This window comes from Marinicrinis lubricantis (assembly GCF_042658665.1).
Lineage (GTDB): Bacteria > Bacillota > Bacilli > Paenibacillales > KCTC-33676 > Marinicrinis > Marinicrinis lubricantis.
In genome coordinates, this window is the sequence record NZ_JBHSQV010000180.1 from 1 (window position 1) to 25,959 (window position 25,959).

Below are 25,959 nucleotides of genomic sequence, written 5' to 3' on the forward strand. Positions count from 1 at the left end.
TTCGTCCTGAGCCAGGATCAAACTCTCCAATTCAGGTGATCTTTACTTTCCTTAATGTTGGGACAAACAACGGTACACGTTTGTTCCAACAAGAATTCAAGAGTAAAAATCGCCGGTAAAAGACGCTTATTCCTTACCTTAGCGTTTAACGAACAAAAGGTTCACGTTCGTTAAACAGTCATTCAGAAGGAAGAAGCGTAAAAGGTAAAGCTTGAACTTGCTCATTTCGATGCTTATATTTCAACGTCATCCGAAGAAATAAAAGTCATCACGTTACTGACTAATTTGAATCTCCGAAGAGATCCGCACAGTTTCACTCGTTGTTCAGTTTTCAAAGAACAAATCACTTTTTCACCGAGCCGCCTTAACGGCCGGATTTATAATATATCATGATTGGAAGCTCATTTGCAAGTGCAACTTTTTTCCAGTTTCCGATGTCATCATTCGATGTCCACCGTAGAACCATCATTTCAAAGCTGCGCTCTTCACTTCCAGCCAACTGCCTATCCGACAGCCGGAATTACAATATATCATGTTTGGAAGCTTATTTGCAAGTGCAACTTTTTTCCAGTTCGTAATGTTCATCTCATCGATGCTTACCACCCGAACTCATTCCAGCTGCTCTCAAGCTTCCTTTCTTCACCGCCTCTCAGCGGCAGGAGTTATAATATATCATGATGGACAGAGGAGAATCAAATGCAATGTTTACCAATTTGCACGAATCAAAGGGTTGTGCAGCTGTGTCTATATTTTTACCCAATTCGCTCGAGTATAACCGATTCGTAGACCCGCTCGTTCCATGTTCTTCATGCTCTGCGATCCGTATGCGGCTTGCGCAACGACAAGATGACAATTATGCTGAGCACATACCTCTAGTCGCTGCTGCAGCATTTGCGTGTGAAATCCTCGCCCCCGAAACTGCGGGAGTGTCGCGGCAAAAGTAAATGAAGCAATTTTATCCTTCATGTACATTACCGAGACAGAAGCAGGCTGATCCTCTGCAAATCCGATGAAGAAATGCCATCCCTTCCGGCCATAGAGCACTTTATTATTGGCGGCCACATAGGCTTTTCCGTCCAAAGGCAACCCAGTCCCTAAACAATGAATCTCCGCGTAGATCTCCATTTCGTCCTCTCGGAGTTCACGAATATGAAGTAATCGACTCGGTCTATTCGCGGCCAATTGACGGGGTTCTCCGTATAAGCATCCATGAAAACTCGCCTGAAAATAACCATTCTCAGCGAGTGCTCTTAGAATATTCCGGTCATGATGTGGAGCGACATGGAATTCGAAATTCCGGTTCCGTTCATCAAAAAAACGGCTGATTTCGGGAATATGTTCTTCGGTGAATGGACCTTTCACATTATTGAATTGTCCCCAAGCCATGGTTCGGCTGTACAGAAGCAGACAGGTGTCGATCTCCTTGATTTCAATCCCTTCCGGATTCCCTTCACGCTCCTGAATGGCAAGCATTCGATCCTTCATATAATCCATCTCAGATTGTTCTATTAAGTGCGAAATATCTGCTGCGGTTACAGGACGGAGCATCGATACAATTCCTCCATTTTAAATAAAATAACTTCAATTTCTATTCCTCTAAAGACAGCAATGCACCCATTGCCCCGCTATATTCACCATTTTCTACGAACAAAGGCTCTGCACCGCGAAGCTTCGTATAATCGGCAACCACTTTGCGAAGAATTGGATTCTGAATGAATGAAGACCCGATATATACAATCGTAGAAACATGATACGGATCAGCGGCTAACACGCTTGCCGTCGATACCGTTTCACCGACCATTCCAATAACCGATGCCAATAAATCCTCGGGACGTTGTTCTGAGGACTGAACGCGTCCGAAATTACTCGCCGTTAAATCCCCTGGGATGGGTGGCACTGCTCCTTCATAAACGTGAGCAACCGTTAAGTCAATGCTGCTTCGATTCCCGTCTTTGGCCAGCTGTACAATTTTCTCAAATTCTTGAATACCCGTCATTAAAAAAGAAAGACCCATGATGGTCCCCCCGCCAACGCCAGTTCCACCCAACCTCCTGTGACCATGCTCTTCGATTAGATGAATGGAGGTCCCCGTACCGACATTCGTAATAATATAGGGTACGTGCAGAAGCGGCTTCTCATTGCATAAATACTCTACTCCTCTGCATGTCGCATCGAACTCCACGATTTGCTTGCCGCCTAAGCCAAGACATTGAAGCAGCTGATTCGCTTTACCTCCTGTTGCACAAATTTCGGCATGGTCATAATGAGCTTTGATCCAATCCACAGCATCCGTCATGCGTGAAGTCGAGAAAGACTTCACTCGAATCGAACCATTTTCGGAAATCACTGCTTTTATGAGCGTTCCCCCGGCATCTATGCCCATTTTTACCTGATTTTCCATTGAAACCACTCCTTGTTCAACCGTGAACCCTCATGCCAAAACAAGTCAGAGGATCGAATCGAAAGACAGACGGAAGGAGCGTAATCCATCCTTAGCCATTCACTTCATCGGCCGCTGGCTTTCCCTGCTGCGCTTTTCCTTCAGCCCCCAAACGATGTACAGCAGCAGATTTATCAAACAAAACATGAGAAATATGACAAAGTTCGAAGTATAGTGAATGCTTACTGTACCCGAATACATCGGCTCTACGGTCTCTAATGAATAAGTCAAATAGACTTCAAAAAAATGTATCGTCCCTATCATAATCAACAATCCGTAGAATAGAATCGGAAAAATGTACCGTTTACGCATGATTTCCTCCTTTGGTGACACTTGTTCAGCAAAGTGATTCTATTCTATCTTATTTCAGTAGACTCTACTTTATTATTCAAATCTCTTTTTTTCAATATAATCTGTATATAAAATGAAATCGTGATCACAATCTACGTATAGAGTACCACATTATACCAGAGGCGCAACTCCTATTTTTCAACAAAAATATCCCGTACACAAGTATGCACGGGATGTCCTACAGATGTGATTCATTACCTACTATCGTATACAAAACTTAACTGTAATAAGGCGAGATCATGAGATAAACAATGACCCCCGTCAAACTGACATAAAGCCAAATCGGCATAGTCCAGCGGGCAATCTTGCGATGCTTTTCCACCTTCATCTGAAGTCCTCTCGACAATGAAATGAGCGCAAGCGGTACGATAGCGATCGCCAGTAAAATATGCGTAATTAAAACAAAGAAATAAATTCCGCGCAAAATCCCTTCCCCTCCGTATGGAGTGGATTCCGTTAAATAGTGATACGTGACATAAGAAACTAAAAATAACGCCGTCGTAACAAAAGCTGAAAAAATGAATCTCCGATGAAGCTTTATATTTTTCAGCTTAATAAAGTACAGTGCCGAACATAAAAAGACAAACGTAAAGCTGTTAAACACTGCATTCAGTAAGGGAAAAATGGTGACATCAAAGGCCAACTCACCGTCGTATTCCGGCATAAAGAACAGAACAGCCACGATTAAATTGATGGCAATCGATAAGAATACAATCCAAGGGGTATAGTTTCTATATTTATCATTCATTCCATGTTCCTCCGTAGTTCAATTCAAGAGCATTTTTCGCGACATACCACATCAGACCGTTCTGTGCCTATTTCTGCGGTAGAAATAATTGCTGAGCACCATACATAGGACACCCGCAGCAATCAAAATTCCGGAACCATTTACCAACACGCTTCCCATGTCCTTTAAAGCAGCTTTAATAAATTGTTCGATCACAGGCTGATAGGCTATATACTCTGGATCCAGATACCATTCTATACTCTCATCTGTTATTGTTCTAATCCCGGTTAATATCAACAATATACCACCGCTTATAAAACAATTAACTCCAAGCCAAATAAAACCTGTTTTTAAGGAAGCCGCAATGAGAAGCCCAATCCCCACAACGATGGCAATTGCGGTGTAAACGATCGTAAAAGAGATTTTATAGCCGCCATACATCATTTTTAAATCATTCAAATCATCGGATTCGATGAAAAGGCCGACCAAATCGATTTCATTCGGAATATATCCGCTTAAATCTTCGATAATTCGATTGGTAGTATACTGAGATGGAATGGGCATGCCCTGCCCCTGCTGCTCCAGCACTTCGTTCATCTTAAGCAACAAAGTTTGCTTCAAATCACGGATATCGAACGTGATGACCTGATCGTCTCGATCGTTATTTAAATAAGCATGAAGCGAATCCAGCACCTCCTCCGTTTTGGATTGCAGCAACTGCTCATCGACCGCATCGTTTACGATTGTTCTAAAAAAGCCAGAAATCGTCTTGGTCAACAATCCCTCCGGATTGGAAAAGGTTCGATCTACAATCTCGTTCACCATTTCTTCTTTCAAAATAGGATAAAACTGAGCTTGTACTAAATATTGCTTTTGTTTATTCGGATCCATAACTGTATCATCCGCGGCATGCAGAGCAACCACCGCCAACAATAATGGAGTCAAGATGATGCTGAAACATATTAAGCCGAAACGTCTAAGCACGTACATCTACCACCTCGTTGTTATTGAAAAAAATATGATCTTATTTTAACAGAAAGCTTCAGGTATTGCTCGTCCAATTGGCGGCATTTACATTTTTTTCACTCACCCGCCACAAGATTGCCCAAAGTAAAAAAACTCCCCGGGATCTGGAGGAGTGCAGCATTTTGTTTACTATACGATCCTTTGGACCGACTGAAAACCGGCAATAGACTAACTATTTGTATGAGAAACGAATCTATTTTATCTTATTCAGTATACTTCCCCGATACTGCTGGAAAACAGAAGAAGACAAGTTTCTTTTCTCCATCATGATTTGAAAACGCAGCATCTTCTCACTCAGCTGTTTCTTCAGATGCTCTTTCTGTTCTGCATCCTCACAGCAGCGAATCAATTCCTCCAGACTGACCATTTCTTTCTTGAGCTCCATCTTCGGAGGAAGAACCCCAGCATTTTTCAACATGCGGTAGCTTGCCCTCAATTCTTCCGGCACCGCCTGTAAGTCGTCGTATTCAATCGGTTTGCCTTTCCCGGGGAGGTTGTCCAGCTCACCTTCATGGATAGCGGCTTTGATTCTCTCCTCCGCCAGCTTTTCCAAGAAATCCATCCATAAACGATCTCCTTCATTTTGAAATGTTGTTCTTGACCTCAAGACGGCCGAGCAGTTCATATGGCTTTGCAGCATAGCTTTCGTATGGCACCTGGCAGCCCTTTAATGCATCGGTGACCCGTGTTTTAAAATGGGGACGTGTAAACCATTCATCCAAATTAATCTGATTCAAATCCACGAATCGCACGTCCAAAATTTCCTTTTCCTCCGATTGAAGCTTGCCGGACACATAACGGCCCGCGAAGCTGACGATGACGCCTTTATTGTAATTTTGATAAACGCCGATCACACCTGTGATCTCAATATCAGCACCCGTCTCCTCTTTGATTTCACGAATAGCGGCTTGCTCCAGCGTTTCATTCATTTCGACTCTCCCGCCAGGCAGCTCCCACGTTGGAGATTTCGAACCAATAAAACCTCACCTTTGTCATTCGTGACAAAAACAGTGACGGCCGCATATTGTGGCGATGATATCGTTGTCCCCGTTTCGATTCGGTGTGTCTGAAAGCCAATTAATTGCTGTATTTGTTCATCGGCTTCCAGTCGTTCCATTGCATGAAGATGCGCTGCTTCATCTGGAGCTTGCCAGATCGCGAACATTTCATCCCTTCCTTCGATCAGCCCGTGAAAGAGACATTCCATTTGGTATTTGGCCAATTCCGGGATAAGGTTCTGTTGAAAGTAGAGGGAGAAAGCTGCTCTTTGCTGAGATTTAAACTGATAAACATGCTTGAAACGAATCATTTTGGCTTTCCCCCCTGATTTATTGCTGTGTCACTCCAATGTACCCTATTCATTCGCTGTCTTCATCTCGATTCCAAGTACATAAATATCTTTCGACACCCGGAAATGTTTCCCCAAGACTGGTCACAATAAACCCAACCTTGCGGTAAAAATCGACCGCATCGTCATCGGTTTCGGCGGATATTTGAATTGCATCCCTCTGCTCTGCCGCAAGTACAATCATTTCCTCACCGATACCCTTTCGCCGCTCCTCCGGTGCAACCGCAATATGAGTAATCTGGAAACCGTCTTGTTCAGGCAAAATCCCGATCACCCCAACCAAACGTCCTTCTTCCTCATAAGCATATAATAATTGTTCCGATTCTGAGTAGCTGTGAACCGCCCGTTCTAACGCTTCGGGTTCTGGAAATACGGCATAGGCTAGTAAATCCCGAATTTCCGGTTCGTTCAGCCTATGTTTGACATCGATCAGCACGAATAACACTCCTGTCTCATTATTTCATCGCTTGCTTGATCATTTCTACAAGATCATCCACACTGCTGTCCTGTGCTTTATTCATTTGCTGCACATACTGCATACGCTGATCATATAATCGATCAATCGCAGCCATAAAACGCTCGTCCGTCAATTCTTCCTCTTGAATCGACTCGGCGTAGCCGGATTTCACGAATGATGCAGCATTCAATATTTGATCGCCCCGACTCGCAATCCGTGAAAGCGGGATCAGCAGCATCGGCTTGCGAAGAGCCAGAAATTCAAATATTGAATTCGAGCCGGCTCTTGAAACAACCAGATCCGTCATCGCTAAAAGATCAGCCAATTCCTCATGGACATACTCGAATTGTTTGTAATATCGATTGTTGATGGATGCATCCACTTGATTTTTACCGCAAATATGCACAATTTGAAATCGATCGGTCAATCGTCCAAGCAGTGAACGGATTTTTTCATTGATCACTTTAGATCCCTGACTGCCGCCCATTATGAGAATTACAGGCTTTTCCGACGTAAAGCCGCACAACCCATAACCGCGCGTTTTACTCCCGCTCCGAAGCTCGTCACGAATGACTCCGCCCACAAGGACTGCTTTATCTTTTGAGACGTGATTCATCGTTTCCGGGAAGGTGACGCATATTTTTTTTGCAAAAGGCATCGCTATCTTATTCGCTAATCCAGGGGTTAAATCCGACTCATGGATTACTGCCGGCACCCGGTTCAGCCATGCACCCAGCACAACGGGAACAGAGACGAAGCCCCCTTTCGAAAATACAACATCTGGCTTCGATTTTCGGATCATGCGATAAGCTTGCATGACACCCTTCATGACCCGAAAAGGGTCTTTCATATTTTTAATATCAAGATATCTTCTTAATTTCCCCGTGGAGATACCATAATAAGTAACGTCCTTCAACTGTGAGACAAGCTGTTTCTCGATCCCCTCGTAGGAACCGATGTACTCACACGTCCAACCTTCTTGCTGGAGCCTAGGAATTAGCGCCAGATTCACGGTCACATGTCCCGCTGTCCCGCCTCCAGTAAACATAATCTTGCCTGCCAATGGTTTCCCTCCCGTGACTGTACTTCGCAGCTCTTTCGTTTCTATATGCTAGCATACAATGAATAGGATGGATGATCAATTGCTGCTCTCTTCTCGTTCCCACCATTGTATGCCTAATGCTGCAGGGGTATGCTTTTGCACTCTTGACCTCACTGTCTTCCGTATCCAGCGATGCTAGTCGTATATGACGGGGCTCAATGGATCGGCTGCTGCCTTATACATCGCCTGAATTTGCGATTCCGTATTTCGCTCGGTAGATAACGGGGGGAGAGCATCCAGAGGAAAGAACCCCGTCTCACTTGTCTCGATGCTTTGCTTCGCCTCTCCTCCTACCAGCTTGCATAAGATAAAGATTTTATAAACATGAAAAGGAGACGGCGGGTGCGGATGACACATCTTGTCCAATACAGCCAGCAGACGAATCGGTTCGACTTCATAACCGGATTCTTCTCGAACTTCTTTCACCGCAATTTGAGACGGAGTCAGTCCAATATCAGCCCAACCTCCCGGCAATGCCCATAAGCCGTCAATCGTCTCCTTCACGAGAAGAATGCGATCCTCTTGGAAAACGACTGCCCGAACATCCACCTTTGGCGTTGCATAACCTATTTCATTCGCAAACCAGCCTTCAATCCGCTCCGTTTCAACGCCCGTATATTCATTCATAATTTCAAGGCTAAGAGAGCGTAACTGATGAAACCGCTCGATATCGTACGGATCTTTCGAGTATGCCAAGCCATTTTGACTAATCGCTTGAATTTGCTTCGCCCATTCCAACCATTTCAGCTGCATGTGATCGCCCTTTCTTGACAGTCCCCATTAAGACTCTTGCTACCGGAGCCTATGGATGAACTTCGATTGGTTTTATAAATGCTTTGATCGTTTGAATCACTTTCTCATACTCCGTATGCTGAAGAGCAAATCTCGCACTTAAACATTCAGCCAGCATCTGCCAGATTGGCAATAAGTTTTACATATTATACTATACTTTTTATACCAGCTTCGAAGTTTTTCATCCTTTCTATTGCATGAGAAAAGACCACTCGATCTTACGATCTATAAGTGGCCTTTTCGGTTGCACCGAGCTAGACAAGATGTCGAGGTTCACAAAACATTTATGTTGCCGGTATGTCCAGCCGTTCCAAACTCGTAATCACGTGCTGAATAAGCTCTGGAAAATCATCCATCTGCATTTCATTTACCGTGCGGTCAAAATGAACCTGTACGGTTTCCACCGCCTCGATATTCCCCTTCTCAGCAGCTCGCAAAAACCATTCCCGAGTATAATGTCTGCCTTCTTCTCCCCAGATTTCAGCGAGCATGAACATGCTTCCTTCTTCTGTATACTTAGATAGCTCACGAAGGGGCATTTCATCCTTCAGGAATAATTCCTTTTCAAAGGCGATGGATAATTCACAGCCAAAAGCGGCTAAAGACTCATTCGGTTTAGCGAGAAGCTCCCCAGCCAAATCGTGCAGACTCGCTTCCAATACAATCGTTGCGGTGACCTTCGGTTCGTGAAGACTATGTTTCAGTGCAAACTGAATGCTGTAGGAACGGCTCATCGTGGATAAGTGAATGTTATCCGAACGATTCAATATTTGAATAACCCCTTCAATGTCCAGCTCATAAACTGCCCCTTCCAAAACGACCTTCAGATTGTCATATATCGTGGGATCAAATGTCATAGAGAAACGCCTTTCTTACAATCAATTTTTTGAGCAGAGGAATCATTTGAGCTGTGAGATGTTCCATATTGGGTACGGTCAGTCCATACCTTCCGTAAATTTGCTGCAGGTTTGCCATCTCCGCTTCCTCCATGCCGTCCCCTGCTAAAAATACGCCCATCACGTCGATTCCCAACTTTCTTGCCTCTTGCACCGCAAGATACGTATCGGTGACCCCCTCTTCAAAGTAATCCGCAGCAGACGGCTCACCATCACAAAATACGATTAACGTCTTTTGTTTTTCCTGCCGCTGGAGCAGCTGTTTGGTCATTAAACGAATCGCATAACCATCCCGATTATCCTGCTGCGCTTCGAGCTGCATAATACTGCGCCCAGCTTCCGCAGTTAAAGAATTCTCGAATGAAACTGCCGTGAAGAAATAATTCGGAATGCCGCGTGAAAGTCCGTCAACATCCTCCCAAAACCCCACAACTTGATGAGGAATTTGCAGGGAACGAAGCACTTCGTGGAATAATACAGCTCCCTGCTTGGCCTCCTCCATTTTGTCGAACATCGATGCGGAGCAATCCATTAGCAATGTGAAGACAGCATCCAGTTTACGATCAGGTTTCTGCTTTTTGTAGAACAATCTAGGCAAAGGCTCCATTACGGCACGTATAAGATTTTTGCCCATTCTGCCGGCCCACAGCTCCGTTCTCCTTGCCGTTCTCTGCTTTTCCAGCGTCTTCTGAAATTGTTCTTTGATTTTTCGAATATACGGCTGCAGCCGTTTAACCATATCCGCATACGCTTGCTCATCTCCTTGCAAAGCGTGTTCCTCTCCTGGTTTCGGAAGCAAAACAGGTACAACCCGACCGTGGATCGTTTCCGTCCAGCGCTTAGACCCAACAAATGGGGAGGGTTGATGCTGATCCGTTATGTTCATTCGCTTGGAGGGGGTTTTTAAATTTCTTCCTTGCCCCTCTTTCTTCTGCCCTCTGCCTTGAACGACGGTCATCTCGGATACTTCATGCTCCGTCATTCTTGCTCCAGATGCTGTCGAACCGGTCAAGCTTCCCTGCTCCAAATCCATCCGAAAAGGGCTGTCCTTCGCCTGCTCCGCTTCCCGATGCCAGCTATTTAACGTTTCTTTATGGTCTTCCACTGCGGCGGGCGCTTGCTCTGTTTTGGAAAATTGACCTTTGTCCCGTTTTTCCTCAAAGCGTTCCTGCTGCGTACGCATCACTGCCTCTTCAGCTTGATTGGGACTGCCTTTAGGCTGAATGTGGAACCATGTGGAAGAAGGATCATGCATTTGGGGGTGTTCCTGAATGAATGGTGCGAGCAGTCGTTTGCAGCAGTCTGCAATGTCTGCAGTTTGGCCCGCTGTAATCGCACGTTCCGCAAACTCAAGCTTTCCATATATAAATTGTGCTTCATCCGTCAAGATCGAAAGTGACGATAATCTTTGATCCGCAGAACTGTATTCGGTAAGCCATCCACGCTTTAAGAAAAGATCATAGACTGCTTGGTACATGACGATGAGGATACGTGTTCCCGCTTCTGGATGCCCGACGAAATTTGTGAGCTGCAGGACAAGAAACCTCTCGATTGCATGGCATCGAAAAGATAATACTTCTTTCATGCCTGGGCGCTCCTTGAGCATCACGCATATCCAACGGAACTGCTCAAGAAGAGCAAAACATTGAAGGTGCAAACGAGGAAGCGGTCCTCTTTCAGTCTCTTCCAAATATCGAACAATTGCATCATCGTCTGCATGCCACCTGCTGCCATATGCATGTAGATAGACGTCACTTTTTAATCCACTAAGATGCTGTTCGGGCGGATAATCATCCCAAAACGAGCTTAACGCAAGCTTTCCCTCTGTTAGATCCAAATAACTGCGAAGATCTTTGTCCAGCAATAATTCAGGATGCCTGCTGAGTACCCTGGCGAGATCCAGAAGCTGAATGTGTGCGAGTGCATCTTTTTGTTCCCGATATGCGAATACCATGCTGCACTCACTGCTTTCCAAATAAAGTTTCTGCTACATTCATGACAAGCGACTGCTCCCGCTCATCTTCCAGCTTATCTGCAATGGCCCGCTGAATCGCGCGAAGCGGAGGTATAAAGGCCGACAGATCGCATGCATCCAGCAGGGCACGAATGGACGCCGCATCCTCAGAGATTTGGCCGGTTCTCACCTGTTCTAACAAATCAGAAGAGAGCTGAACGAAGGCATGTAAGTTTTGCTCGTCTCTTAAACGTGATTGAGCCTTCAGCAGCTGCAGCAGCCGATCTCCCTGCAAATATGGAACGTCTATCGTGACGAACCGATTTTTCAAGGCTTCGTTCAGCGGGAGGGTACCAATATATCCAATGTTCATGGACGCAATGACCTTAAATCCCTCAGATGCTTGAAGGGTCTCCCCAGTGAAAGGATTAATCAACGTACGCCGATAATCCAACACACTATTGATAATCGGAAGTGTCTCCGGTTTCGCCATATTGATCTCGTCAATATAGAGCAAGTCCCCTTGCTTCATTGCAGTAACGACGGGGCCAGGCACGAAATCAATGACACTCTTGCCATCACGTTCGGATAACGTTTTAAATCCCAACATGGCTTCGGCATCTAAATCGACGGAACAGTTTACGGTATGAATACGCTGGGAAAACAAAGAAGCCAGCATCTCAGCCAGCCTCGTTTTTCCCGATCCGGTCGGGCCCTGCAGCAGGAGATTTTTATTCAGATGAAGCGCAACAATCGAATCATGCAGCAGCTCAGAATTCGGTGTGCGGAATTCGGGTACCTCTGAAGCATCAGCATTGGAAGCTTCGTTTAACTTCTTAGCCGATAACTCGCTAATAATCTCCTCATGTATATGAAGTTGCTCTAATAGATCTGTCATGTGCATTATTCTTATCCTTCCTTGCAGTGAATGGTTGATCCCTCCTATTTTACCACAGTTCGACTGTTCCATATTAATGGTTTCGTTCTTTTGTTCATTCGGTACGATACGGCTCGCTATTTGCTGAACCTTCCAGATGATCTGACGACATTTCGACAATAGTTGGCATTCTGTTATATGAATCGATTGATTGCATTTCACTCCGCAGTGCAGCTGCTGGCTCCACACTTTCCGAACCTGATGCCAGCTCCATCCGGACCAGCCTCTGTACTTGCTCATAATCAATCACCTTGAACGGACGGTGCATCGTCTCATGGGACGCGTAAAGCACCAAGTCATTCCTTGTGATGCTTGCTGTATTTAAATAATCCTCCAAATCCTCTGAACCCATCGACGGATACATTGATTTTAAATATGCCATAACACCGCTCATATAGGCTGCTGACATGCTGGTTCCGGTCATATTCAAGTAACCGCCATCCAAGCTTGCGCTGCGAATATTCATACCCGGCGCTGCAAAGTTCACCGTTCGCCCATAATTACCGTATACGTAATGCAGAGATTCGTCTGTTGCCGTTACACTAATCACTTCATCATATTTCGCCGGATAAAGAACCTTATCCTGATTCTGGTTTCCTGAAGATGCCACGAATACAACACCTTTGGATTTACCATATTGGATAGCCATCTCCGTAAAAGGGTGATACGGTTCAACAAAGCTCATATTCACGATATCGGCTCCCTGTGTGATCGCGTACAAAATAGCTAATCCGGTGTTCATCACATCGTCATTTTTAATGACGCGGACAGATAATATTTTGGCATTGGGCGCTTTCTCCAGAATAATTCCGGCAACGTGTGTACCATGACCGTCATCATCTGAGGAATCTCGATCCTGATCCGCGAAGTCCCATCCTTGAATCACTTTTCCCCGCAGTAGTGGATGTTCTGAATCTACACCCGTATCCAATACTGCAACAATCACTTCTTCACGGTTAAAGTTCGCGCAGCCTGCGTATACCATGATATAGGAAATAAGCAAAACCATCGCCGCCGTTGTCCTCATCATCCATTTCATTCGCTTACCTCCAATTGAGTTAAAGTAATGTAAGCGTTATCATTTCTGAAGTGAACCGTTATTCGCAAATGTTGTTTTCGCTTATTTTAACAATATATTATGTGTGGATGTTTACATTCCGTTTACAAACGAATTACAGTTTTATTTCAAAATAGACGGAAGCCTATGAAATAAAAAAACCTTTTACTTCCGCTAATGAACGGTCATAAAAGGTTTGGAATCTCCTCGACTTTATCGGTTTCAAGCTCTCGAAGCATTTGCCTAAACAACGATTCGACGCCGATCCACCAATTCGGATCCTCCGCATACTTGCGATTCACCCACTGAAGCACCGGAATATGATTCGGTCGATTTCTGCTCAAGTTATTAATCGTTTTGGCGGCAATGCGAGAAGAATCTTCAATTGTTGTATTGTATTCCATCCAGCTGTGATATACATTGAACGGATTATTAGCCATTCGATCTGCATCCTTACGATCTCTCGGTACGAAACCTTGTTCCTGACCCGTCACAGCGAACAATACATACGGATGAATATGAGCCTGCTTCGCACTAAGCACAATGGCGTCAAAATACGGACTTTCCGAAAGAAGTGAGTTGCGCTCGTTCAGCCATGTTCTGAGATCATGTTCATCAATGTCACGGTAACGATAATCTGCCGGCAAGGATGAATTGGCTGCTCGCTTCCCGACCATGATCGCTTCATAATGCTCGAAGATACGCGCTTCCGGCAAAGGACGGGTGATCGCTTCTGCGGTCGTACCTTCCCGTGGGATAATGATAAGCAGCACGATTGCCGTAAGCATGACACCTGCTGCCGCAACACCTGAGATCAGTCTCCTTCGGACAAGCCACCGATAGATCGATGTCCATCCTCGTTGAATGAGGGGCTGTTCATCGTCATTTTTATGGCTTAGCCATTCAGTCTCTGAATGGCTAGTTGTAAACGGTATATGGTCCGCAGCAGCCGTTTGCACAGAAGCGGCTTCGATTTCTTGCTGAGACATCTGCATGGCGGACTTCACAGCAGAAGCTTGTTCCAGGCTGAAGTTGGAATCACCGTGCTCAAAATAAGTCGACTTCGCTTCACGGCTCAGCTCCGCGACTTCTCCAATGGACCATTCCTGTCCAGTCTCCTTCTTCAGCCAGTTCGCCATCGGAATTTGTAAGGATTCTGTATGTAGTTCACCGTTCATAATCATCTGCTGAAAAAGCTCATCCTTGCTGATCATCATTTCCGGCTGCTCGAACGCCTTCTTCAGCAATTCTATTGTCATTTTCCTTTTCAGTTCGGCAGGAAAATCGGGCATTTGGGAGTAGAGCGCTTGATGAACCTTATCCGCAAGCTTCATTGCTTTTTGCGCGGCTGTCATCTCAGGAAAGTCGGCATGAATCTGCTCCTTCCAAGTCCGTATCATCTGTCCGCTAAGAATTGGTGTTTTAGGAGCCATAGACTCGGCAGCATCCGTCACCTGGGTTCACCACACTATCGTCCTCGATCTCATCCATCGTCTTTACCCATTTCCACAAAAGCCCAAAGAATCCTGCTGCTTTTTCGAATATACAAAAAAAGAAATACCCATCTTGATCGATGGGTATTGTTATTTAGATCACTCTATCATCAAAAGGTCGTAAACTCCACTTGATATTTATCTGCGTATTTCTTAAGGGCAGACACTGTCGCATCGAAGCTGGCGTTCATGAGATCTTCGCGAACAACGACCGGTTCATCCTTCGCACGAATATGCAGACGAAGTACAGAAACGTTTTTCGTTCGGAACCACTTCTTCACTTCCTCACTGCCATGCTCAATCTTGACCAATTGATCGTATCTGACATGCTGGACATCACCGTTCTCTGCAACAATATGCATTTCCTGAACATCCAAATTGATATCCTTCGCAAACTGTCCCATGGTCATATTCCCTCCCGGGTGGTTTATACCACCATTGTATGAGCATGGTTATAAAACAGAACAACAGGACAAGCAAAACGTGTAACTTTTCCTGCTAATGCGTTTTCCCTGTTATGTCGTTAAACAACTGATGAAGATAGTCAACCGACCGCACGGCATATTCTTTTGTTAACAATTGTCCATCTTGAAAAATGAGCAGACAAGGTACGCTTCGGATTTCCCATGCCTCACACCATTTCGGATGCAGATTGACGTTAAGACGATGCATGGACATGCTGGAATGAAGATGACCGACCACCTCTAACATTCGGAGCGCCACTTTACACGTACCGCAAAATGGTGTGTAGCACATCACTGCATGATTTCCCTGTTGTTTCAACAGCTGCTCAAATTGAAACAGTTCGATCTCTTGTACCATCTAAATTTCCTTTCATTACTTTCAGCACATTTATTCTCTATGATAGACGATTTGTCGCTGAAATGTACAGGAGAAGGATAGATTCATGGTGAGAATAGACAATAAACGGCATCAACCGTATAGCTGATGCCGTTTGTTAACTTAACCATGAACGATAAAACGTTTACTGCACATCACAATTCGATCGCCGCCTTGAACTGGATACGTCTTGTATGGAATAAGCGGTTCTTCATTGAGAAAAGTCCCATTACTGGAACCTAAATCACGAATCGCAATGGCCCCTCCTTCTTGGATTATTTCAAAATGCTGCTTAGATACCCCAAGTGTCGTCTCACAATAATCGACTCGAGCCGCATCGCGTCCAATGGTGAATGGGAAATGAAGGATCGGAAACTTTTGAATTTCTCCTTCCTTTTCGGTTTGCAGCCAGATTGCCGGCTCTTCTGCTTTCGCCTCTGAAAGGAGAACGGTACGGTCTGACTCGTTTGATAGGAAGGCCGTCCGATCCGGTTCTTGGTTCGCTAAAGGAAGCTCTTCCGCAGCGACTGCGATCCTCTCTTCTTCTACTGAAAGATCTGTATTGCTTATAGGTGTCTCATCTTCCCATAAGAAGGAATGATTCCAAGACATCAGATCCTCTTCAGCGTGTTTACTTTCGCCAGTATTCCCCGCATCCTCTTGCTTATATCCGCTTTTGATGAAGTAGAGATAACTGACTGCAGCAACAGCTAAAGAAAGGCCGATACATATATAAACCATTCCTTCACTAGGCTTGAAGCTTAAAGGCATCCACGCTGCAATAAGCGCTATAAGTGCAATCAAGATCAACCTTTTGAACTGTGAAGTGTCCGACGATCGTTCTTGATTTTTATGGTTCTCTGTTTTCCGCTTGCTCTGACCTGTCTCTTTCTCAATTTTCAGTAGATTCGTGCTCGTCTCCATCCACGAATCGTCTGCCTCCCGCCTCCAGCTCCATTCTGGAAGCGGAAACTCGGATTCCTCTTTGCCGACAGATAGATTTGGAACAGCCTGGTCTGGCTCCACTGCGTTCTGGCTCTGTGGTATAAATGAAGCTTGAGATGAGTTTACATTCGGATTCTGTCCCTGTTCTTGGCTTAATCCCCTGTCATCCATATGCCCTTGAATCGCAGAATGACTACTCTCTGAACCAGCAGTTGAACGTTTTCCTTCCAAATAAGTATGAATGTCTCGAATCGCCCATTCCTCTTGAAAACAGCGCATCAATTCTTGGATGGTCTTACCATCCGCATCCTTTATGTAAGGGAGCATATACATGAAAAGCTCCTTCAATGAATGATGAATCGAACCAGCGGCCTCCCACGAACGAAGTGGAACGTACAGACCATAGATTCGAGTCAGGGCCGAGTCCGTGAACAAAAAGTCCGGGTGAAGAACTACGTGTTCGGCCTGGAGAAAATATGTACTGCAATTCAGCAAATGATTTACAGCTTCATACATGAGCTGCATGGATTGTTTCATATGTAAATCCACAAGCTTCATTTGCTGGGAAAGCAGCTTTTTACCTGTAAAGTTATAAAAAAGACGAATCTGAAAGTCGATCTCTTCCACATACAAAGGCAGCATGCCCTCCACTTTTCCGCTTGTCAGCATATTCGCCTGAACGGTTTGCAGTTCATCCTTTGATATAGGTGGATTCTGAGAGATCACCAAACAATGGCCTTCCCTTCGATCAAACGTCGTTGTGTAATTTTGAAGCATTGCATCACCCCGCTTGAATTCCGACAAGTATACATGAAGATGCGACACCCGGCACAACAGCCAGCATAAACGGAAAATGGGTTGCCGTATCCTGATTCACCCGAAAGGACTGCATATTTCTAAAAAGATAAATGACAACTACTTTTTCATAAAACCATCTTAATTGCTTCACAAGCAGTCTCTTCCATACCCAATAAATCAAAGCAATCACACCAGCGAATAAAATAGAATACATCATTCCATATAGTGAGCATTCCGTTCCTGCAATGGCTCCAATAGCTGCAAACAGCTTCACATCCCCAGCCCCAACAGCACTAAATAAATATAAGACGAACATGATGATAAAACTAATCGCCATTCCCTGCAGCGAAAACAGGAAGCCTTCCCAGCCCCATTGGAGAGCAGAACAGACCACGCCGGCTGCTGCGAAGGGCACCGTCAACCGATTAGGTATTTTCATTTCCTTTATATCTTGAAAAAACGCAATACCTATAAAAATAGAAAGTAAAGTGATAGAAAAGTTCATATTATTCACCTATCCAGACCGCTTCTTCAGCCGCTTTATAGATCGTTATTTCCTTCGTTAAGAATGGGATCGGGAGCTTTACTTTGTAAGAAGCCTCCAGTCCGAAATGGGTCTCGCCGACTCCAGACAAATCAGGCAGCGTCACCTTCTTCAGCTCCAGCCGATCTGTATCTAATGCATAATTCTCTGCAAATTGATTCAGCAGCGGCTGAAAGAGCTGATTTTTCACTGAATGGGTTACTTCTTCGGTACCCTCGTTCAAGGCCGTCGTAAACTGTTCCATGAATTGTCCGATCGGTTCGGGGAGCAGTCCAGCGAAATCCGTCGTAAATTCCGCCGCGGTCTGCAATTGGGATTTTGCATCCTGAATCTTCGATACCCATTGACCTGCAGCAGTATCGGCAGTACCATCTAGTAAAAGCTTCACGGGATACATGTGACCCGCAACAAATTTCGTGCTTTCCGAAACGGTGGATTGAAGAGCCATATGGGCAGATTGAATACGGATAAAAGCGATAAATGTTAAAACGAACACCATGAGAAACGGTAAAATAATCGCTGCCTCGAGTGTTATTCCTCCTCGCTCATTCCTCCACATATGTTCTTCTCCACTCCGTTCTTTGATTGTGATGAATCCCATTCGCCGTATACTTCTCTACTCTTCTGAAGCTAATAAGAGAAAATGGCCTTATGAACAATCTGTGTTTCTCCTTCTTTCACATCTTTACCGAGCCAGCTCAGAACGAAAGGGATGAATACCGGTTTTAATGAAAAAGTAGCCACAGCCTCCGTATACACGGGACGCTTCAATAAATCATCTCCCGTATTGAGTTCGATCAATGCTTGCATCCGGGACATCATCTTCGCATCGTTGCTGTGAAGGAAATAAAAAATTCGAAGATAGTCCTTGTAATCCAAAAGGAACGACTTGGCCCATCGATCTGACAACGGAATTTCCTTCCCTGCTACCAGCTGCTGCATATCACCCCATGCGTGTATCGCTGCTTCCGCTACCGCCCATAGAAATACGAGCAGGGGCGATCCGAACATGGCGATTCCTTTGTTCGGCTTGGCTAATTCTTCCGCTAAATGAATCGCAAGACGCGTCAAATACATTTCTGAAAAGGCAGCGCCATGATTCAATTCACAGCTGCCAAAGCCATACAAAATATATTCAGCTTCCTGCTGCATCAACGGATGCTCGTAAGGATGAGAGAGTGAATAAGACGTTGGCCTGCCTGTGCTTTTGGCCTCTTCTGGCGAAACTAACGTACGATAATTGAATCGAGTTAAAGCAAATTCGTTCAAATATGCTTCATCCCTGGCGGTCAACAGTAGACTGGATATTTTATCCGTTAAATTGAGGGCATCCTTGCCGACTTTGGATTCGTCATCCAGTTCGATTGTGTCATGACCGCTTTCGCTTCCGCCCTGCTTATTAAATTTCAGATATTTTTGGTACAAGCCATCATCCGCTATTCCCTCCAGGCGCATGTATGAAGTAGAATAATCAACAGAGCAGGAATTCAGCAGATTGGATATTTTAGATAATGTATCCTTTGTCCTGTTCTTTTGCTTCTCTTTCTCGTCTTTCACTTTTTGGTTGTTATCTTTTCTTTTTTGTTCCGGTATAAGCAATTCTTGATAAGTTGCAGCGGCTCGCGATCCAATTTGCTGTACCTGATCAACCAAATCATTGTGAACCCGTGTATAACGATCTCCAGTAATAAAAGAAGTTGTATTGAATTTATGCACTAAGCCGTTAAAAACAGATACGCTTCCCCCTATTTTCGTTTGATAGTCTTGAAAAAAAGACGGGTCATACACTTGCACTCCTTCGGTGACCTCGTGCGAGTACTTTGCAAGCTTCTCCTCCAGTTCTTTGTTAGCGGCCTCGGCTTCTTTAAGCTTATCGACAATTCCCTTCTGTTCCGCTTGGACACGGCTGCTGTCATCTGACAGGTCAGCTAGCGTTTGTGTGATCAATGCGGTGTACGCTACAATATTTTCCATGAGCTCCGTTAAGTTAGATAATTGTTCATTTAAACTGTTGATCTGCGAACGGATGTTTCCCATGGACTCCAATATGGTAGGACTCGGTTGTCCATTCTCACTATTTTGGGCCTGTGCTGCAGCCTGTGCCGATAAATTCGCTAAATTTTGACGTTTGCTCTCCAATCGTCGGTTGATATCTTCAATCGACTGTTGTACTTCTCCTAATTGATGTACACCAATTTTCGAAGCGAGCTCGTTAATCTCTGAAAATCTGCTAGAATATTTGTTAGCAATCTCCGCCATCAATCCGCTTAGGCCGATGAATTCCTCTACTTGATCCCAAGCATCATCGAGGGCTTTTTCCCTTTTCTCAATGATCGCTTCCAATTCCTCGATCTGCTTCGACAGCTTCGAAGCCTCTTGCATGTTCTGATTCAAGCCGCTGCCGTTCCACGAATCATACAGCTCGGTCATAAACTCAATCGGAGCCGCGTACTTCATTTCTTCTAGAATCTGCTGTTCGAACACCGTATGATCCGCTAATGTGAACGTGTGGCGTACCTCAACTCCATGGAGATCAGCATGAGGAAACAAACCATCCCCCTCTTCAGTACTGCCGTTCTTCTGGACGAGCTCAGTCATGCGGGATTCCGCAGCATCGGGATTGGCGACCCCATACAAGCCATATGCTGTTAAATCTTTATCGAATCCAGCGTAAATCGATCGCAGTGCGGCTTTCAATGCTCGTTCGGTTTCATATTCCGCCGCCTTGATTCTAGCAAAATCAACAAATACGGCTTGAAATAAAAAGATGGCAGCCAAAACGATCATGAGCAAAATCGATGCAGATCCTTTGCTGGAACGAATAAAGCTTTTTTTTCGTTTCCTTTTTTTCATAGCTGCCCCCTTGCAGTGATCATTCCGTTCCATCATGGATGACAATGACGATTCCTTTGCTTTCTATTTCTTTTCGCAGCGCATCTGAAGGTCCCACTTTTCCGGTTTGTCCTGTTCGCCGGAAAAAGTGCCACACGATCCCTTTTACCTCACTGTTGTTTTTCAGTAAATCGGCGTCCTTCTCCAGCTGTTCGCGAATCTTACTATTAAAGGTCAAGTATGATTGATGGACGACGCCGTTATTGTCCATCGCATCCACTTGTCGCTTTCCATGTGCCGTATCGTAATAAAAATCATGCTTGACCGATCCAACAAGCTTTCTCAAATATGGAAGGGTGTCCTTATGGTAGCGAAAAGCTGCTTGTCCATTCTCCAGCCCTAAAAATCGATTGACTTGCTCGCTGGCCTTCTTCTTGGAAACCTTCGTATCCATCAGCTTCTTGCCGTACGTTCGCAGAAAATCAACCGTTCGGTTTAGTTCAACCGGATCAACTATATATGATACACTCTCAGCTTGCAGCAGCGGTGGATCGACGATCTGAAGCAATGGAGAATCATATACAAACTCTCCGCTTCCAGTTACAGACTGCAAAAGCATATAGTTCTGAAATTCAAACGTACCGGTTACATCAGAACGAAAGCCCTCCACACTTCGCTGCAGCTTCATGGAGACGAGATCTTGCCCGGTCAAGTCCTCCGGAAAGGTCAACGTAGAATAATCGGAGGCCCCAAATAACGAAGCAAAGATGTCATTCCCCGTCCATCTCCAATACAAGCCGTCATTGGCTTCGATATCAAAAGCACCCGTCTCAATCTGCTTCGAACTGTTATTCCAAGTGTACGCAGAACGCTCTACCTGCTGATGCAAGGCTTTCTCCAATCCGATCTTCTCATAGACCGTTTCAGTTAATGCAAGCAGGGCGAACACCGTCAAAATAAGAATCGGGATGACGATCGACGCCTCCAGCGTAAACGAGCCCCGATCGTCTTTCATCCATTGGCGCATGGCAGGTTACCTCGTAATATGGAAATTATTCGAGATGAAATTTCAAATCATTTATCAGTGCCAGGATCCCGTGGTTCACCTGGTTCTAGGATATCTTCAGTTCCCTTTTTATCCATCTCGTCTTGCGCATTTCCAAATAATTCATTAACCCATTCTATAATCCACTTCCTGAATACAATCGCAATCGCGACCAGCACCGCCAAAATCAGCAGAATCTCAAGCGTTCCGAGTCCATCCTCGTCCTTCCAAAGCTTTTTCGTTTTTTGTACCACTGCATTCATTGTTGAATTCCTCCCTATGTCTATTGGTTGCTGCATCTAAAACTGTACGGACATGACAGCCGGCGCGGCTGTTATGATCAGTACGACCAGAAAAATAATGACCATCGGGAAAACCAGCATCGAAGAAGCCTCCTCTCCCATCGTCTTGGCGACCGCCTTTCTGGATTCCCACAGCTGTTGGGATAGTCCCCTCAGCGCCGTAGCGAATTCCTCTCCTCCTCGCTTGAAATGCAGCAGGATCGTATTCGTGAATAAGGAAACCTCTTGTACCGCACAGCGGCGGTTAAACTCCTCCATCGCCTGCTGAAACGGATAATGATTGCGAAGCTGCTGGACCATTCGATTCCATTCCTTATAAAGCGGATGTGACATATCCTGTGCTGCTTCTCCTTCCGCCGCTTTTATCATCGATCGATGAAGAGTTTCACCCGCTCCGATCAGCAGGGCGATTTTGTTCAGCAGTTTCGGCAGCTCCATTAAGATTTTTTGCTTTCGCACCTTAAGCTGCTGCTGAATTTGACGCACTCCAACCACTGGGATAAGAACGGTAAACATCAATAACAGCAAAAAGATAGAAGCGTCGCCTCCTGCCGAAAAGGCCATGAGTGCCAATAGGACATGTACAAACCAAACAATGCCCAACATTTTGGCCAGAAACAATCGGGTTTGCAATACCGCTTCCTGAAACCCGAATAAAATGCCATGGTCCCTTTGCAGCACTTGAATGTACTTCCCAAGACGCTGCTCCAGCTTTAATTGCTTCACCCACGGCATAAAGTAAGGCCATATTTCATCCTTTTTTTCCGTCTTCTTTCCTTCATGTCGTTCTTGTTGATGCAGTATTTTATACTGCATCCAACAGATCAAGCCTAAGACGATCAAAATGATAGCCCACGCCGCAAAAATCCATTTCACCTGTACACCTCCTCCATAGACAATTTTGTCTACACTTTGATATCCGTAATTTTCTTAGTAATCACCGCACAGAGACCCAGCATCAGCATGCTGATGATCATAATGAGCCTGCCTTGGCCTGAATAAAGCGGTGCCATATAATCAGGTGAACTGATCTTCAGCAAAAACAAGAAGGCGAACGGCGCTCCCATCAGCACCTTGGACTCGAACTTCTTCTGAGCAATTAATACCGCAATATCCTGTTGAATCTCTAGCTTTTCGCCGATCATCTGTACTGTCTTGCTGAGCACCTCGACAAGGCTTCCTCCGTTTCGCTTGCACATCACGAACACCTCAGCAAAATTGCGAATATCCTCTTGATCCGCCTTCAAGCTGAACTCGGTCAGTGCCTTCTCCACCGGTTCACCGTGGTCCAATTTTTTGACGATCAGACGCAGCTCCTTCATGATCGGCGAGTTAGGATCGGGAAATAGAAAGACTAGATCCTTCAAGCATTCCCGAAACGCACTTTCCACCGAACGTCCCGCTGCAATATAAGAACTGATCACCTCGAGCGCCTGTTTAAACTGAATAGCAAGCTGCAGCTTCCTCTGCTCCTCCCAATGCTTTGCTTTCCATATCGGATATAGAGGAGCAAACAGCACAAACAGTAATCCAGGCAGCGGATGGTTAAAAAACAAAAAGCCTGTTGCAAACAGCACTGCGCCGAATATTCCAGCTGCGATCCAATGCTTGGTCGTAAATCCTTTGATTAAACCCATCAGTTCCTTCACGCGAATGACTTCCTCCGCTCTTTCCATTTCATCAAAGTGCAATTCCTGCACCGGCGAGCTTCCAAGTGTGAATAAGCTCATTCCCCGTTGGCTTCAGAGAGCCATATACTTTCTCCTGATGCTGCATTGGTTCCTCCACGAACTGGTAAAGTGGATTCAGCACAATCTGCCCGTTCTCCATTCCTTTGACCTCGGAAATTTCGATTACTTTTCTGCTGCGATCCCTCAGCCTTGATAAGTGAATGAAGATATCAATCGCTGAAGCAATTTGCTGTCGTATGACCTCGACGGGAAGCGGTGCGGCACTTAGCACCATCGTCTCCAACCTGCTGATCATATCCTTGGTGGAGTTCGCGTGACCTGTAGACAAAGATCCGTCGTGACCGGTATTCATGGCCTGAAGCATATCCAGTGCCTCGCTGCCCCGTACCTCACCGACGATGATGCGGTTCGGTCTCATCCGCAATGAAGACTTGATCAAGTCGCGGATGGAAATGCTCCCTTTGCCTTCACTATTCGCATTCCGTGTTTCCATCCGTACGATGTTAGGCACGGTCGTAATTTGCAGCTCTGCCGAATCTTCGATCGTAATGATCCGCTCATCACTGGGAATAAACTGGGCAAGTGCATTCAGAAAGGTCGTTTTACCCGAACCCGTCCCTCCACCAATGAAAATGTTGTATTTCGCTCGAACCAGCTTTTCCAAAAAGGACGCAGTCTCCTCATCCAAAGCTCCGAACCGGATGAGGTCGTCCATCGACATTGGCTTTTCGGGAAACTTCCTTATGGTCATCGTCGGACCATTCAACGCAATCGGGGGAAGTACGACGTTCACCCTGGAACCGTCCGGCAGTCTAGCATCCACGATCGGTGTACTCTCATTCACAATTCGGTTCACCTGGCCGACAATGGTTTGGATGACATCCTCCAGCTTCTCAACATTTTCGAATTTCATATCGGTTTGGACAACTTCACCATTCCTCTCCACAAAGATGCTTTCATGACCGTTAACCATAATTTCTGAAATCGCTCGATCATCAATAAGAGGCTGCAGCACATCATAGCCGCGAACGGAGTAAAATATCCGCTCCACCATTTCGTACTTTTCAAGCGCTGTGTAATTCTTTCCTGCCGTGAAAACTTCCTTCTCGATCCACGCCTTCAGTTCTCCGTCACTGTTTAAACCTTCATACTCCAGTACTTCACGGAGTTTTTCTTTGATCTGCAGCATCAATTCATGCATGAGCCTGCCTAACCTCCTGTCCCGCAGGCATCAAGCCGTACTGCTTCAGCAGCGGCGTTATTACGGACTGAACGGCTTGAACATAGGACTTGTCCGGCTGCAGCAGCGCTTCCACAGTATTAGCCGTCTCCCAATCTTTCACGACGGGAAGGGAATGAGCAGAGCGACAAACGGACTTAATCGATTCCGGTAAGTCCATGCGCTGTGAATGAGTTCGATTCATCAGCAAGCGGCTTTTTCCTATAAGCGAACGCTCTTCTCCCCTTCGTATGTATTGATCGAACAGCATAGACAGCTTAAGCCGAGAGCTAACTTCATCATTCATCAACCAAATGAGCTCATCCGCTTCCTCGCCCACTTCAGATGCAATCTTCCCTCCCCCGCCTTCCGTATCCACAACAATAACGGCAAATTGACGCATTTCCTTGATTGCGTTCAACAACAAAACAATATCTTCTGGAGTCATTTCATAATATGAGCCTGCACTTGGGAACGGCGTCAAGAAGGAAAAACCGTTTTCATATTGGATGCATTCTTTCAAATACGTTCCGGCTTCCTCTTTCCTTGCTCTGAAATAGTACATCAGCTTATCCATTTGATCTTCACAGCGTTCTTTGTATAAAGAACGGAGAAGGCTGAACGGCTCCAAGCTTACATACAGACCCGGTACATGATAGAACTGAAGCAGCTTCATCAATTGCAGTGAAAATAATGTCTTCCCTGCTGCACCAGATGCTGAAGACACCCCAATCACCAACGGCCTGTCGGCCTCGAGCACCGTTCGATGTATTGAAGGCTGATCTCCATTCTTCCCAAAACAATCAACCATTTGCTGCAGAATGATCTCCACCGATTGATATTTCAAAAGTTGAAGAAGCTTGGGGGTTTTGGATTCCTCACCGCTGTCCATCAGCACAACTTTATTCTCATCCTCTACTTGTATCTCTTCCCGTTCCTTTAAAGATTCCAACATCTTAGGAGACAGCAGCAGCACTGCATCTTCTTGACATTCTCCCCATGCCTGCATGAAGGTGTCCTCTCTAGTAAAAATGCTGCATCGATATACGGAACGCCATTTCTCTGACTCCGCGATATAGCGAGTGAACAATTGGATATACTCTTGATCTTCATGAACGATAAACAGCCTTAGCATGTTTATTCTCCTTTGGATGGTTAAAATA

General features: G+C 45.3%; 28 protein-coding genes. All 28 read right to left on the reverse strand.

All coding sequences use genetic code 11. The annotated features are described in order from the left end of the window. Positions 1 to 744: 744 nt before the first annotated feature. The 28 genes from ACFPXP_RS18200 to ACFPXP_RS18335 all read right to left on the reverse strand — a co-directional run bounded on the left by ACFPXP_RS18200 (position 745) and on the right by ACFPXP_RS18335 (position 25,931). Entirely contained in the window at positions 745 to 1,548 is an 804-nt protein-coding gene (locus ACFPXP_RS18200) for a GNAT family N-acetyltransferase (protein ID WP_379895807.1), read from the reverse strand. 40 nt (positions 1,549 to 1,588) lie between these two features. Next, complete coding sequence (coaW, locus tag ACFPXP_RS18205; protein ID WP_379895808.1) at positions 1,589 to 2,401, reverse strand: type II pantothenate kinase; 813 nt, start codon at positions 2,399 to 2,401, stop codon at positions 1,589 to 1,591. A gap of 99 nt (positions 2,402 to 2,500) precedes the next feature. Next, a complete protein-coding gene (locus ACFPXP_RS18210; RefSeq protein WP_379895809.1) occupies positions 2,501 to 2,752 on the reverse strand; it encodes a hypothetical protein in 252 nt (83 codons plus the stop codon). A 256-nt stretch (positions 2,753 to 3,008) separates the two neighbouring features. After that, a complete protein-coding gene (locus tag ACFPXP_RS18215) occupies positions 3,009 to 3,539 on the reverse strand; it encodes a DUF420 domain-containing protein (RefSeq protein ID WP_379895810.1) in 531 nt (176 codons plus the stop codon). Between the two features lie 51 nt (positions 3,540 to 3,590). After that, on the reverse strand, positions 3,591 to 4,502 hold the full coding sequence (locus ACFPXP_RS18220; RefSeq protein ID WP_379895811.1) for a hypothetical protein: 912 nt from the start codon (positions 4,500 to 4,502) through the stop codon (positions 3,591 to 3,593). A gap of 235 nt (positions 4,503 to 4,737) precedes the next feature. Further along, the gene (locus ACFPXP_RS18225; protein WP_379895813.1) at positions 4,738 to 5,106 is read right to left on the reverse strand and encodes a DnaJ family domain-containing protein; all 369 of its coding nucleotides are present in this window, start codon (positions 5,104 to 5,106) and stop codon (positions 4,738 to 4,740) included. 16 nt (positions 5,107 to 5,122) lie between these two features. Next, positions 5,123 to 5,473 carry an NUDIX hydrolase gene (locus ACFPXP_RS18230; protein WP_379895815.1) on the reverse strand — a complete coding sequence of 117 codons (351 nt, stop codon included), beginning with the start codon at positions 5,471 to 5,473 and terminating at the stop codon, positions 5,123 to 5,125. Beyond that, positions 5,470 to 5,853, reverse strand: a complete 384-nt coding sequence (locus ACFPXP_RS18235) for a hypothetical protein (RefSeq protein ID WP_379895816.1) — start codon at positions 5,851 to 5,853, stop codon at positions 5,470 to 5,472. The genes ACFPXP_RS18230 and ACFPXP_RS18235 overlap by 4 nt, the downstream gene beginning before the upstream one ends. A 49-nt stretch (positions 5,854 to 5,902) precedes the next feature. Continuing rightward, positions 5,903 to 6,328: a GNAT family N-acetyltransferase gene (locus ACFPXP_RS18240; RefSeq protein ID WP_379895817.1), complete on the reverse strand. Its 426-nt coding sequence runs from the start codon at positions 6,326 to 6,328 to the stop codon at positions 5,903 to 5,905. Between the two features lie 19 nt (positions 6,329 to 6,347). Next, positions 6,348 to 7,412 (reverse strand): undecaprenyldiphospho-muramoylpentapeptide beta-N-acetylglucosaminyltransferase, encoded by a 1,065-nt coding sequence (locus ACFPXP_RS18245; protein ID WP_379895818.1) that lies wholly within the window; start codon positions 7,410 to 7,412, stop codon positions 6,348 to 6,350. 174 nt (positions 7,413 to 7,586) lie between these two features. Then, entirely contained in the window at positions 7,587 to 8,204 is a 618-nt protein-coding gene (locus ACFPXP_RS18250; RefSeq protein WP_379895819.1) for an NUDIX hydrolase, read from the reverse strand. Positions 8,205 to 8,527: 323 nt separating this feature from the next. Further along, on the reverse strand, positions 8,528 to 9,100 hold the full coding sequence (locus ACFPXP_RS18255) for a hypothetical protein (RefSeq protein WP_379895820.1): 573 nt from the start codon (positions 9,098 to 9,100) through the stop codon (positions 8,528 to 8,530). Beyond that, entirely contained in the window at positions 9,090 to 11,114 is a 2,025-nt protein-coding gene (locus tag ACFPXP_RS18260; RefSeq protein ID WP_379895821.1) for a vWA domain-containing protein, read from the reverse strand. Before ACFPXP_RS18260 ends, ACFPXP_RS18255 begins: the two co-directional genes overlap by 11 nt. Then, positions 11,101 to 11,991, reverse strand: a complete 891-nt coding sequence (locus ACFPXP_RS18265) for an ATP-binding protein (RefSeq protein WP_379895891.1) — start codon at positions 11,989 to 11,991, stop codon at positions 11,101 to 11,103. Before ACFPXP_RS18265 ends, ACFPXP_RS18260 begins: the two co-directional genes overlap by 14 nt. A 94-nt stretch (positions 11,992 to 12,085) precedes the next feature. Further along, positions 12,086 to 13,069, reverse strand: a complete 984-nt coding sequence (locus tag ACFPXP_RS18270; protein ID WP_379895823.1) for a S8 family peptidase — start codon at positions 13,067 to 13,069, stop codon at positions 12,086 to 12,088. A gap of 203 nt (positions 13,070 to 13,272) precedes the next feature. Further along, positions 13,273 to 14,520 carry a hypothetical protein gene (locus tag ACFPXP_RS18275; RefSeq protein ID WP_379895824.1) on the reverse strand — a complete coding sequence of 416 codons (1,248 nt, stop codon included), beginning with the start codon at positions 14,518 to 14,520 and terminating at the stop codon, positions 13,273 to 13,275. A gap of 170 nt (positions 14,521 to 14,690) precedes the next feature. Then, positions 14,691 to 14,984: a hypothetical protein gene (locus tag ACFPXP_RS18280; protein ID WP_379895825.1), complete on the reverse strand. Its 294-nt coding sequence runs from the start codon at positions 14,982 to 14,984 to the stop codon at positions 14,691 to 14,693. Between the two features lie 94 nt (positions 14,985 to 15,078). Further along, the gene (locus ACFPXP_RS18285) at positions 15,079 to 15,402 is read right to left on the reverse strand and encodes a thioredoxin family protein (protein WP_379895826.1); all 324 of its coding nucleotides are present in this window, start codon (positions 15,400 to 15,402) and stop codon (positions 15,079 to 15,081) included. Positions 15,403 to 15,543: 141 nt separating this feature from the next. After that, positions 15,544 to 17,142, reverse strand: coding sequence for a DUF6382 domain-containing protein (locus ACFPXP_RS18290; protein ID WP_379895827.1), 1,599 nt, complete (start codon positions 17,140 to 17,142; stop codon positions 15,544 to 15,546). Between the two features lie 4 nt (positions 17,143 to 17,146). Further along, entirely contained in the window at positions 17,147 to 17,668 is a 522-nt protein-coding gene (locus tag ACFPXP_RS18295) for an A24 family peptidase (protein ID WP_379895828.1), read from the reverse strand. Between the two features lies 1 nt (position 17,669). Continuing rightward, positions 17,670 to 18,266 (reverse strand): TadE/TadG family type IV pilus assembly protein, encoded by a 597-nt coding sequence (locus ACFPXP_RS18300; RefSeq protein WP_379895829.1) that lies wholly within the window; start codon positions 18,264 to 18,266, stop codon positions 17,670 to 17,672. Between the two features lie 71 nt (positions 18,267 to 18,337). Then, positions 18,338 to 20,560: a hypothetical protein gene (locus ACFPXP_RS18305; protein WP_379895830.1), complete on the reverse strand. Its 2,223-nt coding sequence runs from the start codon at positions 20,558 to 20,560 to the stop codon at positions 18,338 to 18,340. Between the two features lie 19 nt (positions 20,561 to 20,579). Further along, a complete protein-coding gene (locus ACFPXP_RS18310; RefSeq protein WP_379895831.1) occupies positions 20,580 to 21,566 on the reverse strand; it encodes a TadE/TadG family type IV pilus assembly protein in 987 nt (328 codons plus the stop codon). 47 nt (positions 21,567 to 21,613) lie between these two features. Then, positions 21,614 to 21,847, reverse strand: a complete 234-nt coding sequence (locus ACFPXP_RS18315) for a Flp1 family type IVb pilin (protein ID WP_379895832.1) — start codon at positions 21,845 to 21,847, stop codon at positions 21,614 to 21,616. Positions 21,848 to 21,883: 36 nt separating this feature from the next. Beyond that, positions 21,884 to 22,762, reverse strand: a complete 879-nt coding sequence (locus ACFPXP_RS18320; RefSeq protein WP_379895834.1) for a type II secretion system F family protein — start codon at positions 22,760 to 22,762, stop codon at positions 21,884 to 21,886. 29 nt (positions 22,763 to 22,791) lie between these two features. Continuing rightward, positions 22,792 to 23,586 carry a type II secretion system F family protein gene (locus ACFPXP_RS18325; RefSeq protein WP_379895835.1) on the reverse strand — a complete coding sequence of 265 codons (795 nt, stop codon included), beginning with the start codon at positions 23,584 to 23,586 and terminating at the stop codon, positions 22,792 to 22,794. Then, positions 23,567 to 24,778 carry a CpaF family protein gene (locus tag ACFPXP_RS18330; protein ID WP_379895836.1) on the reverse strand — a complete coding sequence of 404 codons (1,212 nt, stop codon included), beginning with the start codon at positions 24,776 to 24,778 and terminating at the stop codon, positions 23,567 to 23,569. The genes ACFPXP_RS18325 and ACFPXP_RS18330 overlap by 20 nt, the downstream gene beginning before the upstream one ends. Further along, a complete protein-coding gene (locus tag ACFPXP_RS18335; RefSeq protein WP_379895837.1) occupies positions 24,771 to 25,931 on the reverse strand; it encodes a hypothetical protein in 1,161 nt (386 codons plus the stop codon). Before ACFPXP_RS18335 ends, ACFPXP_RS18330 begins: the two co-directional genes overlap by 8 nt. Positions 25,932 to 25,959 lie beyond the last annotated feature (28 nt).

What these genes read in the sequence shown, in the direction of transcription:
- ACFPXP_RS18200 (WP_379895807.1), bottom strand. Translation starts at nt 1,548, where the DNA reads ATGCTCCGTCCTGTAACCGCAGCAGATATTTCGCACTTAATAGAACAA.
- coaW (WP_379895808.1), bottom strand. Translation starts at nt 2,401, where the DNA reads ATGGAAAATCAGGTAAAAATGGGCATAGATGCCGGGGGAACGCTCATA.
- ACFPXP_RS18210 (WP_379895809.1), bottom strand. Translation starts at nt 2,752, where the DNA reads ATGCGTAAACGGTACATTTTTCCGATTCTATTCTACGGATTGTTGATT.
- ACFPXP_RS18215 (WP_379895810.1), bottom strand. Translation starts at nt 3,539, where the DNA reads ATGAATGATAAATATAGAAACTATACCCCTTGGATTGTATTCTTATCG.
- ACFPXP_RS18225 (WP_379895813.1), bottom strand. Translation starts at nt 5,106, where the DNA reads ATGGATTTCTTGGAAAAGCTGGCGGAGGAGAGAATCAAAGCCGCTATC.
- ACFPXP_RS18230 (WP_379895815.1), bottom strand. Translation starts at nt 5,473, where the DNA reads ATGAATGAAACGCTGGAGCAAGCCGCTATTCGTGAAATCAAAGAGGAG.
- ACFPXP_RS18235 (WP_379895816.1), bottom strand. Translation starts at nt 5,853, where the DNA reads ATGATTCGTTTCAAGCATGTTTATCAGTTTAAATCTCAGCAAAGAGCA.
- ACFPXP_RS18250 (WP_379895819.1), bottom strand. Translation starts at nt 8,204, where the DNA reads ATGCAGCTGAAATGGTTGGAATGGGCGAAGCAAATTCAAGCGATTAGT.
- ACFPXP_RS18255 (WP_379895820.1), bottom strand. Translation starts at nt 9,100, where the DNA reads ATGACATTTGATCCCACGATATATGACAATCTGAAGGTCGTTTTGGAA.
- ACFPXP_RS18265 (WP_379895891.1), bottom strand. Translation starts at nt 11,991, where the DNA reads ATGACAGATCTATTAGAGCAACTTCATATACATGAGGAGATTATTAGC.
- ACFPXP_RS18270 (WP_379895823.1), bottom strand. Translation starts at nt 13,069, where the DNA reads ATGAAATGGATGATGAGGACAACGGCGGCGATGGTTTTGCTTATTTCC.
- ACFPXP_RS18275 (WP_379895824.1), bottom strand. Translation starts at nt 14,520, where the DNA reads ATGGCTCCTAAAACACCAATTCTTAGCGGACAGATGATACGGACTTGG.
- ACFPXP_RS18280 (WP_379895825.1), bottom strand. Translation starts at nt 14,984, where the DNA reads ATGGGACAGTTTGCGAAGGATATCAATTTGGATGTTCAGGAAATGCAT.
- ACFPXP_RS18285 (WP_379895826.1), bottom strand. Translation starts at nt 15,402, where the DNA reads ATGGTACAAGAGATCGAACTGTTTCAATTTGAGCAGCTGTTGAAACAA.
- ACFPXP_RS18290 (WP_379895827.1), bottom strand. Translation starts at nt 17,142, where the DNA reads ATGCTTCAAAATTACACAACGACGTTTGATCGAAGGGAAGGCCATTGT.
- ACFPXP_RS18295 (WP_379895828.1), bottom strand. Translation starts at nt 17,668, where the DNA reads ATGAACTTTTCTATCACTTTACTTTCTATTTTTATAGGTATTGCGTTT.
- ACFPXP_RS18300 (WP_379895829.1), bottom strand. Translation starts at nt 18,266, where the DNA reads ATGTGGAGGAATGAGCGAGGAGGAATAACACTCGAGGCAGCGATTATT.
- ACFPXP_RS18305 (WP_379895830.1), bottom strand. Translation starts at nt 20,560, where the DNA reads ATGAAAAAAAGGAAACGAAAAAAAAGCTTTATTCGTTCCAGCAAAGGA.
- ACFPXP_RS18310 (WP_379895831.1), bottom strand. Translation starts at nt 21,566, where the DNA reads ATGCGCCAATGGATGAAAGACGATCGGGGCTCGTTTACGCTGGAGGCG.
- ACFPXP_RS18315 (WP_379895832.1), bottom strand. Translation starts at nt 21,847, where the DNA reads ATGAATGCAGTGGTACAAAAAACGAAAAAGCTTTGGAAGGACGAGGAT.
- ACFPXP_RS18330 (WP_379895836.1), bottom strand. Translation starts at nt 24,778, where the DNA reads ATGCATGAATTGATGCTGCAGATCAAAGAAAAACTCCGTGAAGTACTG.
- ACFPXP_RS18335 (WP_379895837.1), bottom strand. Translation starts at nt 25,931, where the DNA reads ATGCTAAGGCTGTTTATCGTTCATGAAGATCAAGAGTATATCCAATTG.